This is a genomic window from Maricurvus nonylphenolicus, from assembly GCF_042854845.1.
Classification (GTDB): Bacteria; Pseudomonadota; Gammaproteobacteria; order Pseudomonadales; family Cellvibrionaceae; genus Maricurvus; species Maricurvus nonylphenolicus.
The window spans coordinates 1,380,255-1,395,367 of record NZ_AP031498.1 but is presented as its reverse complement, the minus strand read 5'-3'; the positions used below and the strand labels follow the sequence as shown (position 1 = coordinate 1,395,367).

The 15,113-nt window shown below is 47.4% G+C and carries 14 protein-coding genes and 1 pseudogene; 5 read left to right on the top strand and 10 right to left on the bottom strand.

The window, feature by feature from the left end:
• Positions 1–21 precede the first annotated feature (21 nt).
• The 3 genes from ACGHZ6_RS05840 to fabV all read right to left on the bottom strand — a co-directional run bounded on the left by ACGHZ6_RS05840 (position 22) and on the right by fabV (position 3,489).
• Positions 22–1,065, bottom strand: a complete 1,044-nt coding sequence (locus ACGHZ6_RS05840; protein WP_390617876.1) for an NADP(H)-dependent aldo-keto reductase — start codon at positions 1,063–1,065, stop codon at positions 22–24.
• A 179-nt stretch (positions 1,066–1,244) separates the two neighbouring features.
• Complete coding sequence (locus tag ACGHZ6_RS05835; protein WP_390617875.1) at positions 1,245–2,138, bottom strand: MBL fold metallo-hydrolase; 894 nt, start codon at positions 2,136–2,138, stop codon at positions 1,245–1,247.
• A gap of 160 nt (positions 2,139–2,298) precedes the next feature.
• Positions 2,299–3,489, bottom strand: a complete 1,191-nt coding sequence (gene fabV, locus ACGHZ6_RS05830; RefSeq protein WP_390617874.1) for an enoyl-ACP reductase FabV — start codon at positions 3,487–3,489, stop codon at positions 2,299–2,301.
• A gap of 338 nt (positions 3,490–3,827) precedes the next feature.
• Between fabV and ACGHZ6_RS05825 the strand changes: the two genes are divergently transcribed.
• The 4 genes from ACGHZ6_RS05825 to ACGHZ6_RS05810 all read left to right on the top strand — a co-directional run bounded on the left by ACGHZ6_RS05825 (position 3,828) and on the right by ACGHZ6_RS05810 (position 8,143).
• Complete coding sequence (locus tag ACGHZ6_RS05825) at positions 3,828–4,847, top strand: glutathione S-transferase family protein (protein ID WP_390617873.1); 1,020 nt, start codon at positions 3,828–3,830, stop codon at positions 4,845–4,847.
• Between the two features lie 249 nt (positions 4,848–5,096).
• The gene (locus tag ACGHZ6_RS05820) at positions 5,097–6,710 is read left to right on the top strand and encodes an FAD-dependent monooxygenase (RefSeq protein ID WP_390617872.1); all 1,614 of its coding nucleotides are present in this window, start codon (positions 5,097–5,099) and stop codon (positions 6,708–6,710) included.
• 11 nt (positions 6,711–6,721) lie between these two features.
• A complete protein-coding gene (locus ACGHZ6_RS05815; protein WP_390617871.1) occupies positions 6,722–7,858 on the top strand; it encodes a VOC family protein in 1,137 nt (378 codons plus the stop codon).
• 81 nt (positions 7,859–7,939) lie between these two features.
• A complete protein-coding gene (locus ACGHZ6_RS05810; RefSeq protein ID WP_390617870.1) occupies positions 7,940–8,143 on the top strand; it encodes a hypothetical protein in 204 nt (67 codons plus the stop codon).
• 21 nt (positions 8,144–8,164) lie between these two features.
• Here the strand turns inward: ACGHZ6_RS05810 and ACGHZ6_RS05805 are convergent, their stop codons facing one another.
• The 3 genes from ACGHZ6_RS05805 to ACGHZ6_RS05795 form a co-directional block, all read right to left on the bottom strand.
• Complete coding sequence (locus ACGHZ6_RS05805) at positions 8,165–8,521, bottom strand: VOC family protein (protein WP_390617869.1); 357 nt, start codon at positions 8,519–8,521, stop codon at positions 8,165–8,167.
• 790 nt (positions 8,522–9,311) lie between these two features.
• Positions 9,312–9,575: a hypothetical protein gene (locus ACGHZ6_RS05800; RefSeq protein ID WP_390617868.1), complete on the bottom strand. Its 264-nt coding sequence runs from the start codon at positions 9,573–9,575 to the stop codon at positions 9,312–9,314.
• Positions 9,572–10,048, bottom strand: a complete 477-nt coding sequence (locus ACGHZ6_RS05795) for a hypothetical protein (RefSeq protein WP_390617867.1) — start codon at positions 10,046–10,048, stop codon at positions 9,572–9,574. Before ACGHZ6_RS05795 ends, ACGHZ6_RS05800 begins: the two co-directional genes overlap by 4 nt.
• A gap of 296 nt (positions 10,049–10,344) precedes the next feature.
• On the opposite strand from ACGHZ6_RS05795, the pseudogene ACGHZ6_RS05790 reads away from it, so the two are divergent.
• Positions 10,345–10,707 (top strand): annotated as a pseudogene (locus ACGHZ6_RS05790) (transposase); the annotation flags it as partial.
• A 921-nt stretch (positions 10,708–11,628) separates the two neighbouring features.
• On the opposite strand, the gene ACGHZ6_RS05785 reads toward ACGHZ6_RS05790, so the two are convergent.
• From ACGHZ6_RS05785 to aceF, 4 genes are all read right to left on the bottom strand, one after another.
• On the bottom strand, positions 11,629–11,874 hold the full coding sequence (locus tag ACGHZ6_RS05785; protein ID WP_390616395.1) for a hypothetical protein: 246 nt from the start codon (positions 11,872–11,874) through the stop codon (positions 11,629–11,631).
• A gap of 85 nt (positions 11,875–11,959) precedes the next feature.
• Positions 11,960–12,310: a hypothetical protein gene (locus ACGHZ6_RS05780; RefSeq protein ID WP_390617866.1), complete on the bottom strand. Its 351-nt coding sequence runs from the start codon at positions 12,308–12,310 to the stop codon at positions 11,960–11,962.
• A 143-nt stretch (positions 12,311–12,453) separates the two neighbouring features.
• Positions 12,454–12,972, bottom strand: coding sequence for a hypothetical protein (locus ACGHZ6_RS05775; protein ID WP_390617865.1), 519 nt, complete (start codon positions 12,970–12,972; stop codon positions 12,454–12,456).
• A 510-nt stretch (positions 12,973–13,482) separates the two neighbouring features.
• On the bottom strand, positions 13,483–15,105 hold the full coding sequence (gene aceF, locus ACGHZ6_RS05770) for a dihydrolipoyllysine-residue acetyltransferase (protein ID WP_390617864.1): 1,623 nt from the start codon (positions 15,103–15,105) through the stop codon (positions 13,483–13,485).
• Between the last annotated feature and the right edge of the window lie 8 nt (positions 15,106–15,113).

The window sequence follows — 15,113 nt, the reverse complement described above, 5'->3', positions numbered from 1 at the left end:
TGACGAACTGTTGCTGAATAGTTAGGGGGCTGGATTAGGATTAGCGCGGTGAATGGCTTCAATGCCTTTCAACACTTCCTCGCTCAACTGCACATTGGCGCTGTCGATATTGATCTTCAGCTGCTCCATGGTGGTGGCACCAATAATATTGGAGGTCACAAACGGTTGGCCGGTGACAAAAGCCAGCGCCATCTGCGAAGGATCGAGGCCATGCTCGCGGGCTAAATCCACATAGGCTTGTGTCGCAGCTTCGGTACGCTCATTGGTGTAACGGGTAAAGCGCTCGAACAACGTGATACGTCCTTTCTCCGGACGCTGGCCATTGAGGTATTTACCGCTCAACACACCAAACGCCAGCGGTGAATAGGCCAGCAAACCAGCTTTTTCACGAATCGACATTTCAGCCAAACCCACTTCATACGTGCGATTAACCAGGCTGTAGGGATTTTGTACCGATACCACTGCGGGTAAATCATATTCACGGGCCAAGCGTAAATATTCCATCAAGCCCCAAGGGGTTTCATTGGATAAACCGATATAACGCACCTTGCCTTCTGTCACCAGCTCGGCCAAGGCTTCCAACGTCTCGCGAATAGCAATGCCGTCGTTATCACTGTGGCGATAGCCCAGCTGGCCAAAAAAATTGGTTTGCCTTTCCGGCCAATGCACCTGATACAAATCCAGGTAATCGGTTTGCAAACGCTCCAGCGATCCAGCAATGGCTTCACGAATATGATCACGACTTAAACGTGGGCCGTTGCGCACATGCCCCATACCGGCATTAGAGCTACCACGGCCGGTGACCTTACTGGCCAGAATTAAATCTTCACGGCCACCACGGGCGGCCAACCAATTGCCAATACAGGTTTCGGTTGATCCCTGGGTTTCTGGACGCGGAGGGACCGGGTACATCTCGGCGGTATCGAAAAAATTGATGCCATTGTCGCGGGCATAATCCATTTGTTCGAAGGCTTCGTCCTGGGTGTTTTGTTGGCCCCAGGTCATGGTGCCCAGACAAATAGCGCTGACTTTTAAATCTGTGTTGCCTAGTTGACGGTATTCCATGTTGTCTCCCTATCCGAGTATAAAATAGCTATTGATACCAATTCAGAAACAAATTAATGCCATTCCCGTGAAAACGGGAATCCAGGAATTTGGCAGTTTCTCCGAGCATGGATTCCCGCTTTCGCGGGAATGGCAGAGTTCTTTACCCGAATTTTAAATAGAAGATAATTACAGATGCTTTATTCAACAATCTCATAAATCTCTTCCCCCATAATCCAGTGCTTCTCACTGTAACGGGTGGCAAAACCTTCATGCACTAATTTCTGCAAATGCGCATACAGTGCAACCTTGGCACCGTAAATTAAATCACCTTGCACTTCCGGATAAACCAGTGGCGCCAATTCTTTAATCTGGCCTTTTTTCACTTCCCGTAATACTTGCTTGGCTTTTTCTTCGCGGGAAACCCGATGGGCTTTTAACTCAGTCACCACCTTATCGGCTTCATCAAGAATATGGCCATGGGCTGGTGCTAACCAGTTAATGCCCATGCCTTTTAATTTATCCAGCGATTCAAAATAATCCCACATGGTGCCACCGTGTGGCGGCACGATCACAACAGTCGCGCCCTGCATAATATGATCACCAGCAAACAGCACCATCTCTTCTTCCAGCAGGAAACTCATATGGTTGCTGACATGCCCTGGTGTTGAAATAGCACGCAAACTGTAGCTGTCGGTTTTAAAAATATCACCTTCTTGCACAGGTTCATCAACCACAAAGGTTTCGTCCAGGTGCTCGTGGTGCTCGTGGAAAGGTACACCGATCATTTCCGCACCGGTAGCTTCCTGCAGTGGTTTGGCTGCTGGGGAGTGATCTTCGTGGGTGTGGGTGGCGATCAGCCAGCGAATTTTTCCGTCGGTGGCTTTTAAAATCGCATCGATATGTGACTGCTCGTTGGGACCTGGATCAATCACAGCAACGTCATCACCGTGTCCCACTAAATAAGTATTGGTACCCGGGCCAGTAAAAGCGCTGGGGTTAGGTGCCGTAATGCGTCGAATCAACGGACTTAAGGTGACAACTTCACCCACTAAAATGTCAAATTCGACCAAGGTATCATGAATATCGGCCATGGTTACTTCTCTTTTCTCTGCTCTCTGTCGGCTATCTATGCACTATCTCTGCTCTTTATGCCTGTTCTTTATCTAAACAACAAGCATAAAGAGCAGGCACAAAAAAAGCCGGTAAATACCGGCTTTTTTTGTTTTTTATTGTTGTGCTGGTGAGAAAAGATTAAACCAGGTTGGCAATTTCCACAACCGGGCTTACATCTGCATCGTAATCAACACCATCAACACCGAAGCCAAACAGACGCAGGAACTCGGCCTGATAACCGGCGAAATCGGTCAGCTCTGGAATGTTATCGGAAGTGACCTGATCCCACAGATCAATGACCTTCTGCTGAATCTCATCACGAAGTTCCAGCTCGTCGACACGGGTACGACCTTCGTCATCCAAGCGTGGAGAATCGTTATACAAACACTCGGCAAACAAACGGTACAGCTGCTCGATACAACCTTCGTGAGAACCGTCTTCCTTCATCACTTTAAACAGCAGTGACAGGTACAGCGGCATAATGGGGATCGCAGAGCTCGCCTGAGTGACAACCGCTTTCAGTACAGAAACGCGCGCGTCACCACCGGTCTTGGCCAGCTTTTCACGAATGCCCAGAACTTTTTCGTCCAGATCTTTTTTGGCCTGGCCGATGGTACCGTTCCAGTAGATGTCGTGAGTGACTTTCTCGCCCACGTAGGTAAAGGCACTGGTCTTACAACCGTCGGCCAGTACACCGGCTTCGTCCAGAGCGTCGATCCACATCTGCCAATCTTCACCACCCATTACGGCAACGGTGTTGGAGATATCTTCGTCAGTTGCGGCTTCCAGGGTGAATTCCTGAATCTGCTTCTTATCGGTATTGATACCGCGCAGGGTGACATCCTGGCCAATCGGCTTCAGGGTAGAGTTGTGCAGCTCACCGGTTTTGGGGTGCTGACGACGAGGAGAAGCCAGAGAGTAAATCACCAGGTCAACCTGACCCAGGTCTTCTTTAATGGTCTCAATGGTCTTTTGCTTGATCTCATCAGAGAAGGCATCGCCATTGATGCTCTTGGCGTACAGACCTTCGGCTTCAGCAAACTTGTGGAAAGCTGCGGAGTTATACCAACCCGCCGTGCCCGGCTTGCGCTCGGTGCCTTCTTTTTCAAAGAACAGACCCAGAGTAGAAGCACCGCCACCAAACGCTGCGGTGATACGTGCCGCCAAACCATAGCCAGTGGAAGAGCCAATCACCAGTACGCGCTTGGGCATACCGTCTACTTTTGGCTGCGACTTAATAAAGTCGATCTGCTCTTTAACATTGGCTTCACAACCCGTTGGGTGGGTAGTGATACACATAAATCCACGGACTTTAGGTTTAATAATCATTTTTGTTTCCTATCGATAATCCGGTGCCGGGCCCTAGCCCGACGCCCTAACATTCAAGCGCACCCAGTATCACCTACACAAAGCACCTACTCCTAGGCGCACGGGTGCCAAAAGGCCCGTCATTATAAGCACAGGCCTGCGATAAAACACCGCTTGCGTCCAATTTTCCACAATTGCTGGCTACTATCCCGGCCAGGCGGTCACTTTTTAGGCAACCAAATTCCAACAATCCACGTGAAGCAATGAAAACCCTCGAGGATCCGCACAACCAGGCATTACTTGATAGATGATTCAGACTTGAATACTATTTCACAAAACAAAAGTGAGAGAACTCTCAAATGGATATACTACCCCTTTGCCTGCTAATAGTCTCCTGCTGCTTGCTTGTCTGGTATCTGGTGGAGCGCAATCGACGCAAAACCCGGCCCATGCCCGAAGGCCTCAACACCGACAGGGTTATCCCCACTGAACAGCCCTGGGAGCTGTATCACAACAACCTGTCGCTGTGCTCAAAGAAGATTCGAGTTTGCCTGGCCGAACTCAAGATTCCGTACAAGGCTCACCATATCGATCTGATTGAAACGGGTAGTTATCAGAATATTTCCCGCGAGTTCCTCAAGGTGAACCCCGCTGCGCTGGTGCCGGTGTTGATCCATAACGGCCACCCCATCTACGAATCCCATGCACAACTACAGTACGCGGCAGAGCATTCAGCAACACCGGCAGCGCTGGTACCCGCAGATCCGGATAAGAAACGCCTGATGGAATACTGGGTTACCAAAGGCTCATTAATCGGCGATGACCCGCTGGCAGCTCTTGAGGCCTCAGCCGGCAATACTATCCCCGGGCTAACCCTGCCGCTGTTTGGCACCATGATAGAAAGAATACCCGTAAAAAATATTCTGGAAGGCCTACTGTTCCACCGCTTAAAGGAGCGTCCACTGGGGTTTCTGCTGTTCAAACTGGTAGGCGCTCAGCGCTTTCATCATATTCCCCCGATCAGAAAAGCCATTCAACAGAGCCGTGATGCGTTAAACATACACCTCGATGAACTCGAAGCCGTACTTGCCCAATCCGAAGGCCCCTGGATTACCGGCAAGCAGTTTACCCTGGCTGATGTCGGCATGATGGTGATCTTTGAGCGCCTGCTGGAAGCCGACTGGATTAAAGAATTTCTCACCGAACGTCGCCCGCAGATAGGCCGCTACTGGGCAAGTTTACAGACACGCCCCAGTTACCAAAGCGCCATCGCCGAATTTGACCACCCCACCATTTCCCGGGGCCTCGATCGGCTGCAAACCATTAAACGTCACTACCCTGCATTTAACCAGGCAATCACTGCCGATCCAGCCTGCTAGGCTTACCCGCTGAAAAGACCCATACCAGCCTGCCGCTCTGCGGGCTGATATGGGTATCTGCTCCTCTCCGTACATCTTCTCAATACGACCAATCCAGCACCAAAGCTACGTTTATTGATCCAGCTCAAATTTCATCGATCAGGTTCAGTGCTAGCATACAGCTGAACTTAATTCACTTTTGAATATAAATACAATAATATCAAGGTAAGGGATTCTCCAACCTTGACATCTAGATCGGAGAAAGTATCGATGAAACGCTATACCACCTCAGTTGCCATCATTGGCGCAGGCCCAGCAGGCCTGACTCTGGCCCACCTGTTAAGCCAATCAGGCGTAGATACCCTGTTGCTGGAAAAACTCGATAAAACCATTGAACTGCCTCGCGCCATCGGCATTGATAGCGAAGCCCTACGAACCTACCAGGCCGCAGGCGTTATCGACGATGTGATTGACGAAATTTGCTCCGATATTCACACCACTGAATACATTAACGGTGAAGGCAAGCCGCTGTTTGAATTCCACAGCAGTAAATTCGGTGAGCCCTACGGCTTCCCCTTCTTTAACACCTTTGACCAGGCTGATGTGGACCGTATCGTTGCTAACGCCCTGTATCGCCGCGGTAATGTGCGCGCCTGGTTCAGCCATGAATTCGAACGCTTTGAACAGAGTGAAGACGGCGTAACGATTTTTGCCAAAAACGCTAACGAAGAAGCGATTGAAATTAACGCGCAATTTCTGGTCGGTGCCGATGGCGCCCACTCGATAATCCGCAAACAACTCGGCGCCAATATGATCGGCAAGAGCAATGAATTCCCCTGGCTGGTTATCGACACCATCGATCCCGGCCTAGCCAACAGTATGCCCAGCCGTTTTTTCTGCGACACCAAGCGCCCCGGTATGACCATTAAGAAAAACGGTAACCAGCGCCGTTGGGAATGGATGTTAATGCCCGGCGAAACCGCCGAGGATATGCTCAATGACGACCATATCAACAGCATTATCGCCCCCTATACCGACACCTCTCAGGTCGAGGTTTATCGCAAAGTGGTTTACAACTTTAACGCCCTCAATGCCGACAAGTGGCAAGACAATCGCGTGTTCCTGGTAGGCGATGCCGCCCACCTCACCCCACCGTTTGCCGGCCAGGGTTTGAACAGTGGCTTTAGGGATATTCGCAACCTGTCTTGGAAACTGGCGATGGCCAGCAAAGGCTTGGTCGATCACAAAGTGCTAGACAGTTATCAACAAGAACGCCGTGATCACGCGCAAGAGCTAATTGATTTCGCACTCAACCTGGGTGAAACCATTCAGCCGATTGACCCGCAAAAAGCCGCCGAGCGCGATAGCTTTTTCTTTAGCCTGCAAGAAGATGAAAAACAGTCGCAAGACTTTGTCGATAACCTGGCTCACTCCATGCTGTCCCGTCGCGTCGACACCGGTCTGGTTGTGGATACCGAATCGAATCCTGTTAGCGGCCAGCTTTTGGTGCAACCCAAACTGACAACCCACACCGATAAGGAAGTATTACTCGATGAGCTGCTGGGCACAGGCTTCGCCATTATCGGTTATAACTGCGACCCCGCCGAAGTCATTGCCACAGACACCCTGACCCAGTGGCAATCACTCTGCACCGCCACACTCGCCGTTGGTGATGCGCAGCACACAGGTATCTGGTCAAAAGATAAAGAAGGGCTTCTGGGTGATTTTATTCAAGGCAAGCGTTTAATAAACAGCGAATCGAGCCTCTGCAACGACAATACCTTGCTGCTGGTTCGCCCGGACAAATTCTGTATGGCCGCCTTTAACGCCAACAATGCCGACGATGTACTTAACCGCGCACTGCAACTTCTGAAAACTGCTTAAGGACTCACATAATGTCTGACACTGTTACTGAAACACCCTTTTATTATCCTGGCCTGGAACAATACACAGAAGAAGAGCTCAGCAAACTGGGCTCAGTGGCCATTGCCTGTGAAGCCCCGCTGGTAAAAGCAGACCGCATTGCCTACGTCTTGTTTGAACGCCCGGACCTCGATCAACAGGAAACCTTCCTACTCGATTTTGGCTTGGTCACCTATGAAAACACCGACAACGCCTTGTTTATGCGCGGCTGCGATGACCAACCTTATTGTTTTGTTGCACTGAAAGGTGATACGCCCCGCTATCTGGGTTGCGGATTTTTTGTCGACAGCCGCGAAGAGCTGCAAACCTTGGCAGAGGCTGGCGAAAATGCCAGCCCCATTGAACCACTCAGCTGGCCCGGTGGTGGTGAGCGTGTTCGCATGCACGACCCGGATGGATTTATTGTGGATGTTATTTACGGCCGTAATACTGTGGAGCCGCTTGCACATCGCGAAGAACCTCTACCGGTTAATACCCCCAACAACAAAGCGCGTATCAACCAGGGCCAACGCCGAGAATTTGCCCCCAGTAAAGTTGTGCGCCTGGGCCATGTAGCCATGATGGCCACCGACTATGCTCGCTCCATTAAATGGTATACCAAACACTTGGGTATCTTGTTGTCAGACAACCTGTGCCTGCACGATGGAACCCCAACCCTGTCCTTTACCCGCCTGGACCGCGGCGATAAACCCGCCGATCACCACACCCTGGCCATTGCCGGTGGACCATTACCCATGGTGATGCATGTGGCGTTTGAAACAGTCGATATCGATGAAATTGGTCAAGGCCAACAGTATTTAAAAACCAAAGGCTGGGATCACCACTGGGGTATCGGCCGCCATATTCTCGGCAGTCAGGTTTTCGACTACTGGCGCGACCCCTACGGCACCGAGTTTGAACACTATGCCGATGGCGATGTGTTTACCGCAGACCAACCTGCTGGCCATGCCTTCTTTGATCAGGGTGGCCTATGGCAATGGGGCGATGACTACCCGGTAGCGCAACCACCCGAGCTGCCCGAAGAGATGTTACAGCCAGAACCGCGCAAGGACTATTTAATGAAATGGCAGAAAGCGCTGGGACGCTTTGCACGGCCCTGGCTTAAATAAACACTAGCGAATATTAACCTTTCGTTCAGCCTGGGGCGGTTAGCATTACCTCATCGTAAGTAATAAGCGAGAGAGAAGCCGATGAATACTGCCGCCCCTATACCCAATATTATCCGTACTGAGCTAAAAGGCTGTATGGTTAGCCAATCCACACTGCGCTTTTACTACAACCTGATTAATGCAGCAGGTAAAGAAATGATGATCAGCTTTGACGTTGAGGCGGGGCTATCGGTGAAAGCAGCCCATGAGCGAGCTGCGGAGATGGTGGGGAGGTTTAGTCATTAGGCGAAGTAACCTCCCTCAACTTCATTCATATATACATATTTTATTACCATCAAGATCGCGAAAATATGCCGAATACCGACCTGAGCGCACTTCAGGTTCACCTTCACTCTGTGCACCTAGAGCAAGGGCCCTTTGGTAAATGCGATCAACCTCCCCTGCCGAATCGAGGTTAATACCAAGCATAGTCCCATTGCCCACTGTCGCTTCCTTGCCATCAAAAGGCTCAGCCAGAGCAAACATAAAGCCATCGCCCATCCAGAGAGTCATTCTGCCTTCGTCGTTGATTTTGGATACACCAGAGTCAGCAAAAATATCGTCGTAGAAGTTTACGGCTTTGGGCATATTGTTGGTACCAAAGACGAAGTAGTTCATTTTCATTGTTTCTTAACTCTTCTATTAATTTTTATTGGGGTAACCTTCCAGTCCCAGTCGTAGGCAACAACACCATCTTTTTTATGCATTTTTGCCTCCGAACCGTTTAAAAGTACCAGGTACTAACAATAGTACTAATGACACTACCATTACCGTTGTTGAAAAACCTATCTCAATAAAAAACTGTAATTCATCAAAGCCACTTAAAAATACCTGAGCAGCTGCATTGGTATCCCGACCTGTACCATACAGTAGGTTCACTGTAGCAAGATTGGTAATAAGATGGACTGCAACAATCAATGCACTGGAGTACCTAGCTAAGCGATTTAGTTTCAACAACAGAAATGCGCATAGGCCATAAATTATAGCGAGAACTACATAACCCAGTTCACCACATATAGTCAGATATAGGCTAAATAATGAAAGCAAGCCCAGTAATAGTGAAATTGTTATCTCCACCCTCATTTTCGACCTCTAGATGCATAACGTCCGTCACAGCAGAATTTGTTATTTGTTGGGCAAACCTCACAGGTTTTAGAGCAATTTCTCTAGAGGGATTCCTACTTCAGACTCTACATCTTTGTACTCAGATGTAATAAATTCTAAGAATTGGATTAACTGAAGGAGATGCTCTTCATAATCCGCCCTGTCTCTAAGAGTTTCGCTTTTTAATAAATTCTCTTGGTAAAGAACAGCGTCTCTGACAGAGGACACAAGCATTGGGGCCCAGGTATTTGGTATTTCCATTATGCAGCCTCTTTAATTAGTATTTGTTGGGGTCTCCCATTAGCCAGTATTAGGGTATACAATTATCCCAAACCTCTGAAAACCCACGATTCCCACAATGAATGTGCAACGTTGTATAGGTTTTTTCCAGCAGATACTCTATATCCTCACTGACACTGGCATCCACAATTGCCCAATATAACTTCGCCAATTGCTCTACTTCGGAAGCGCTATTAACACCTGACTCAATAATATTGATGCACTCTGAATCGTTAAATTCATTTGCATAATGCAATAGTAGTTCTTTTTGTTTAACATCATTAAATTCAATCATAATGCCACCTGCGCATCTCTAATTATCGACATTCTATCTGCCACCCACTCAAGCTTTGACCTAAGTTCCTCTACATGCATTCGCCTAGTAGCTGATAGTAAATAGTGTTGTTTCTTTTTATCTCTCGGATCAACAACAAATTTCAACCCTTCAGGTATATCTGCTTTCTCAAGGACCCAGTATACAGAAACTCTTTTCCCGGGATTTCGCTTAGATTTCATCCGGTGTATACCCTTGAGATGCTGCCAATGGCCCGAAAAAGACAAACCGTGATCATCTGATGGGAGAATCCAGTTCCCACAATTTGAAAATATGTAGTCATCTCTCTGAATACCATTCAGAACTTCACGATTAGTGCTACCTGGATTTATATGTAGGGTGGGGTGCTCCCCATCAACAGTAGGTCTAGCGAACCACTTACTGAGTCTTTTTAATGATTCCCGCAGGTCTTCTGTTGTTTTGAACTGCTCCATGTCACATCCTTATTTTTTACCGCCAAAATCCTTGGCAACTTTGTTAAGACTCTACTTCACGGCATGCTACACCTACTTCGAAGATTTATCCTGCCATTTACCCTAACTACTGAAAAATTAAGATATTCAGCTGGCCACTCTCGCCTGCGCCCCATACTTTTCCATGAAGAGCACTACCTAGTACTAAAAAGCGGAATCAGTTTCCAGATTCCGCTTAAAAAACAGTGCGTGTATTTTGATGACACTACTTTTTCTAGCTTATGGGGTCTGACCCTAGGGTCAGACCCCATAAGCCCGTTGGAGATGTATTAGCGCTAACGATTCTGTATGAAGTAATTGATGTCAATTGCTTTGAAACTGTTCAGCAATTTTGCTCTTATTGCCGATTGGTCAAATGCCAGAAAGAATCCGCAGGCAAAAAAGCAGGTACCTCTGGATCAAAAATAGGCAACGCTCATCTGAAGTGGGCTTTTTCAGAAGCTGCTGTACTTTTCCTAAGAGATAACGAGAGAGGAAAAGCCTACGTTGCCAAGATGGCGAAAAGAGTGGGTAAAGGTAAAGCGCTCTCAATATTAGCCCACAAACTGGGTAGAGCTACTTATTTCATCATGAAGAGGAATGACACCTTCGACGAGAATTACTTCTTTAGAACTTGCTAGTTCTGGCAGTGTACGAAGAGCTATTAATGTATAACTGTTGGTGCTGTGCGAGATAACACCGAATAGCTGTATCGCTTACGTCTCGAACGTCAGGTTATTCTGTTCAATATCGCCAACCACCTCCGCCTTGAATAGACAGCGTGCACTGCCATCCCTTTGGCTGCCCCTTGGCTGAGTGACTTATAACTGGATACAGACATGTAAGCCCGACTTTTGAAGCGCCAGATTCAAGGGTAACCGATAAATTTCTAGTAGCGTTTTGGAAAGCCAAAACACCTGCTCAAATAAACATTGAGCAGGCAGACTCTCGATAGGTGTTTGGTACAGCCTCTTAGGAGGTAAGCTCACCATGAAAATATCGTCAGTGGCGAGAAAGTGTATTTTTAATGAACAGCAGCACTGTAAAAGTGGTGCTTTAGCTACCTATTGTTTCTTTACAAGGTCCGGTCGTATAGGTGTTATGAGAATAAACCTTAAAAGTATACTCAGACACCCCCTATACCTGTGAAGTTTAAACATAAACAAGTTGCCAATAAACATGCCGCAATTATATATGGTGAAACTCTCCTCTCAAATTGAGACTGCGCACTCAACTTTACTACAAGAATTAAAACAACAATTTCACTAGCTACCGTTAAAACGAAAATAGGAGAATCGTAAATATATTTCGGCAATGCCCAATAGAAGTTAATCCCCCAAAATATGGTAAAGAAAATCCCTAGCCCCAAGGCAAATAAAATAAAAAGTACAGACCCCCAAAATAATATTTTCTTACAGATTCTTACGAGGATAGGTTTCATTATCTAGACCAGCTCATAACGCCTTTATAAACGGCGCGCGCTTTATGCGCGTCCAGTTGCAGCCGTCTTTTGGCTGCAACGATGTTTGATAAACTTGTTAAATGGCCGGATTGGCACCGAACTATGCATTGCCGCACCTGCACACATGCTTTGCTACCAAGCCACTTTCATTTTCGTAAAATACAACCTCTTCACAGGTAACTACCTCATCTGTGACGAACTCCCATGGAAAATGTTCATCATCGTCATTTACGTCGATAATTCTGAAACAGGAGCCATGAACGTGAATTGCCTTCACTGGTTCCAAGTTTCCATCGGGAAAACCAACAACGTTGACATAAATTAGCTGATCCATTGCTCCTGCCATTTAACGCCCGGCTTAAGGGCTATTTATGGAGCGCAGCGGAATAAATAGTCCCAGCCGCGCTTTTCGCAACGATTACAGCCGCTTGTTATGCATTACCGTCTGGTACTGTAGTAAGGTAGGCAATTGGTATCAGCCCTCCAAGCGCCCCCAATAGAATCGATAACAATGCCGCCATTACCGCTAAAGCTATACACTTGAATGATGATTGTAATGATTTCTTGAAAACAATTGTGACAGCTAAAGCGCAACACATTATCACTGCCATTATTTGTCCAACCTTCACTCCAACCTCATAAGCCTGATCGGGATTTAGCACCCCTATTATACCCCCAACGGTAAACCCCAATAAGAGAAACAAAATAAAGTAAGCTAAATAAAAACCTACAGCTTCCTTTATACTTCTTTGAGCATTAAATTCAGTTAATTTAGAAAACATACAATCTCCCTATTGAGTGCATAACGCCCGGCTTAATGGCTATTTATGGAGCGCAGCGGAGTAAATAGTCCCAGCCGCGCTTTTCGCGGCGATTACAGCCGCTTGTTAAGTGGGGGCCGCATCCTAACTCTTGCTGGCCCTTATCATTTACGATAAGGATAAACACAAGCTACAGAAGTGATCCATTCACCCCTCGAAGACTTAGTCTTTATCACGGCAAGACTTTTTTTCTTGGAGACTTTTGCACCACAATAATACACAGCCGAGTTCCCGTTACACCTCTCTAAGGTTACACCTTTCAAGGATTCAACACTCTCTTTCATTTCAGAAAAATCCATGTTGACACTTACACTGACACCTGGAGACATTCCTGCCGTAAAAGGGTTGAAACTCAGAATTTTAGCGCCAAATAAATTAATATCAGTTTTTGGCTCATATACTCCTCTATCAATTTCTTCAAAATACGATAAATATCTCTCTTCAATAAAGTTTGACCTATATCTCAGACCAGGTTTTTCTCTATCGAATATTGATTTCCAAGTTTCATCACAGGTAGAAAGCATTTCTAGATCATTTCCTAACGAAACAACCTTCTGCTTCTCTGCATTAGTGCTACATCCAATTAAAAATAAAGCAATTATAAATACCGTTATTCTATCCATGTTTATTTCTTTTCTTCCTTAAGAGATTCTGTTTTAGAGGTATATTCGGTCACTTAACAGCTTTAATATACGCCTCGAGGCGCTTATCTCCAGCCGTATATCCTTTTTTACAATCTCCCAACTATTCAATAATTCATATTTAAAATCAACAAGTTAGAATATATTTATCAATTATCTATTTCGACAACAGTGCCTCAAGGCGCTTATCTAAGCTTATCCACAGCTATTTCATTTTTTAAAACTTCTTACAATTCAATTAGTTATTCCTGTAGCACGCCACTACCCCGGAGATAAGCGCCTCGAGGTGCTTATCTCCGGTTTATACACAATACTTTTGAACCAACTCAAACCATACCCATGCCTTATTGATTTGCAGTTTATCCACACCTATCAGTAAAACTTCTATCTCCGTTATATCTACGGTGCTATAAATACCTGACACAAAAAAAGCGGAACCTGTTTCCAGATTCCGCTTAAGCACACAAACACAGAGTGGTGTTTTGTATCTGACTACAGCAGCAAACGACGAATATCACCTATCGCTGCAACTAGGAGGGTAAAGAAACGTCCGCAATCGGCACCGTTAATGGCGCGATGATCGTAAGACACGGTGAGAGGTAGCATTTGGCGCGGCTCGAACTCGGAACCATTCCAAACCGGTTTAATTGCAGCTTTAGATACTCCCATAATGGCTACTTCCGGTGCATTCACAATCGGGGTAAAGCCAGTGCCGCCTAAGGCTCCCAGGCTGGAGATGGTAAAACAACCACCTTGCATATCGCGCGGCATGAGTTTGCCATCGCGGGCTTTGGCGGCCATTTCGGCGCACTCTTCTGCCAGTTGCCAGATGCCTTTTTTATCCGCATCGCGAATCACCGGTACCACCAAACCTGCCGGGGTATCAACGGCCATACCAATGTGAACGTATTTTTTACGCACAATATGTTCACCATCGGCATGCAGGGAGACATTAAAACTTGGCTCTGCCACCAGAGCAGAAGCTGCGGCTTTTATCAGGAATGGCATGGGTGTTAATTTAACACCGCGCTTTTCCGCTTCACCTTTCATGGATTTACGGAAGGCTTCCATCTCGGTGATATCGGCATCGTCAAACTGGGTGACGTGGGGTGCGTTCAACCAGGAGCGCGACATATTCGCCGCGGTGACCTTTTTGATTTTGGTCATCTTCTCCATGTCGATCTCACCGAACTGGGAGAAGTCCACTTCGGGAATCGGTGGAATGCCGGTGCCGGATGCCAGCTTGCCGCTTTCGACATCGGAGATCAGCTGTTTGACAAAACCGCGAATGTCGTTTTTCATAATCCGGCCACGGGGACCAGAGGCTGAAATTTTTGCCAGGTTTACGCCGAGTTGACGGGCCAGCTTGCGAACCGCAGGACCGGCATAGGCAGCATCACCGGAGCCACTTTCTTTACTGGCATCTGGCGCTTTTGCTACAGGTACTTGAGCTTGCGGAGCGGGTTCTGGCTTAGGTGCCGCTTCGGGTACAGCAGGAGCCGGGGCGGCAGGTGCTGATACAGCGTCCACTTCGGCAACGCCTTTAATTACCGCCAGCGCCTGGCCTTCAGACACCTTGTCGCCTTCATTAATGGCAATGGAGACCACGGTACCCGAAACAGGTGATGGAATTTCCATCGATGCCTTGTCGGTTTCCAATACGATTAATGAATCACCTTCGGCAATCTCGTCACCGGCACTGACACAGACCTCAATCACATCGACATTGTCAGCACCGCCCAGATCGGGGATAGGCACTTCAATTTCAGCAGGTGCTGTACTGGCAACAGGAGCAGTAGTTTCCACAGGCGCTTCAGCTGCAACCGGGGCAGCCTCTACCTGGGGCTCTTCAGCAACCTTATCAACCGCAGCTTCACCTTCAGCCTCCACTTCGATCAGCACATCACCTTCGCTGACCTGATCGCCTTCATTCACTTTAATCGAGACAACCTTACCGGCTATTTCTGTAGGAATTTCCATGGACACCTTATCGGTTTCCAGTACCACCACAGATTGTTCGACTTCCAACACATCGCCAACGGCGACACAAACTTCGATCACATCAACCGCATCGGCGCCGCCCGTATCGGGGACTTTTACAATTTCAATCGCCATGGTGACCT

What these genes read in the sequence shown, in the direction of transcription:
- ACGHZ6_RS05840 (WP_390617876.1), bottom strand. Translation starts at nt 1,065, where the DNA reads ATGGAATACCGTCAACTAGGCAACACAGATTTAAAAGTCAGCGCTATT.
- ACGHZ6_RS05835 (WP_390617875.1), bottom strand. Translation starts at nt 2,138, where the DNA reads ATGGCCGATATTCATGATACCTTGGTCGAATTTGACATTTTAGTGGGT.
- fabV (WP_390617874.1), bottom strand. Translation starts at nt 3,489, where the DNA reads ATGATTATTAAACCTAAAGTCCGTGGATTTATGTGTATCACTACCCAC.
- ACGHZ6_RS05825 (WP_390617873.1), top strand. Translation starts at nt 3,828, where the DNA reads ATGGATATACTACCCCTTTGCCTGCTAATAGTCTCCTGCTGCTTGCTT.
- ACGHZ6_RS05820 (WP_390617872.1), top strand. Translation starts at nt 5,097, where the DNA reads ATGAAACGCTATACCACCTCAGTTGCCATCATTGGCGCAGGCCCAGCA.
- ACGHZ6_RS05815 (WP_390617871.1), top strand. Translation starts at nt 6,722, where the DNA reads ATGTCTGACACTGTTACTGAAACACCCTTTTATTATCCTGGCCTGGAA.
- ACGHZ6_RS05810 (WP_390617870.1), top strand. Translation starts at nt 7,940, where the DNA reads ATGAATACTGCCGCCCCTATACCCAATATTATCCGTACTGAGCTAAAA.
- ACGHZ6_RS05805 (WP_390617869.1), bottom strand. Translation starts at nt 8,521, where the DNA reads ATGAAAATGAACTACTTCGTCTTTGGTACCAACAATATGCCCAAAGCC.
- ACGHZ6_RS05800 (WP_390617868.1), bottom strand. Translation starts at nt 9,575, where the DNA reads ATGATTGAATTTAATGATGTTAAACAAAAAGAACTACTATTGCATTAT.
- ACGHZ6_RS05795 (WP_390617867.1), bottom strand. Translation starts at nt 10,048, where the DNA reads ATGGAGCAGTTCAAAACAACAGAAGACCTGCGGGAATCATTAAAAAGA.
- ACGHZ6_RS05785 (WP_390616395.1), bottom strand. Translation starts at nt 11,874, where the DNA reads ATGGCAGGAGCAATGGATCAGCTAATTTATGTCAACGTTGTTGGTTTT.
- ACGHZ6_RS05780 (WP_390617866.1), bottom strand. Translation starts at nt 12,310, where the DNA reads ATGTTTTCTAAATTAACTGAATTTAATGCTCAAAGAAGTATAAAGGAA.
- ACGHZ6_RS05775 (WP_390617865.1), bottom strand. Translation starts at nt 12,972, where the DNA reads ATGGATAGAATAACGGTATTTATAATTGCTTTATTTTTAATTGGATGT.
- aceF (WP_390617864.1), bottom strand. Translation starts at nt 15,105, where the DNA reads ATGGCGATTGAAATTGTAAAAGTCCCCGATACGGGCGGCGCCGATGCG.